Origin of the sequence: Neobacillus paridis, assembly GCF_016765675.1 — a bacterium.
GTDB lineage: Bacteria > Bacillota > Bacilli > Bacillales > Cytobacillaceae > Neobacillus > Neobacillus paridis.
The window spans coordinates 1-626 of record NZ_JAESWB010000035.1 but is presented as its reverse complement, the minus strand read 5'-3'; the positions used below and the strand labels follow the sequence as shown (position 1 = coordinate 626).

The 626-nt window shown below is 54.3% G+C and carries 1 protein-coding gene; it reads left to right on the top strand.

Annotated features, from left to right (window positions below; translation table 11 throughout):
- Positions 1 to 212: 212 nt before the first annotated feature.
- Positions 213 to 626: hypothetical protein (locus JK635_RS04340; protein WP_202652769.1), on the top strand; the 414-nt coding region annotated here is incomplete at its 3' end.

Sequence of the window (626 nt, the reverse complement as noted above, 5' to 3'; positions counted from 1 at the left end):
CGCCAGATCGTGGCGGTGGCGTTGATCCAGGCGCTGGGCGGCGGGTGGGAGGGGAATCCCTGATTGATTAGGAGCCTGTTTTCTGGCGGGTCTGCCGATCAGGGAAGCGAGAACCGAGCAGGGCGTGCTGTTACTTACGCCAGCCCTTTCAAGGCCCAAGTTCCCTGCATTTCCAAACCGGCTTTCCAACGCGAAACAAGGAGGAGTTCATCATGCAGCTTACGTCGTGCGATGCACCGGCTAAATTTCCGAGTTCGCTTCGAACGTCTGTCGCCACCAAAAAGGCAGAAGATGACACAGGGGTAGCGCGGAGCAGGTTGTCCGTCTCCGTTAAGCCTAAGGTTGCCTCCCGGCCCGCGCAGGATGCGGCCACAAGTGTTTTTGCGCCGGCAAAAAATTTTCAATCAACGGACAATCACCTTGTGAAGTCGTCGGCTGCAGGCAAATCATCGAAAGCCGGTGTAAAGCCCTCGACGGTAAATCCTTCGACTGGCTTCAAATCACCGAGAAAGGAAAATGGCCAGTTCTATTCACCCTTTAAAAAAATCATTAGCGACTATGCCAAAGAAGCGGGCGACGTCGATTTGCAGAATAGGTTGGAAGAATCCGACTTGGCTCACAGGATG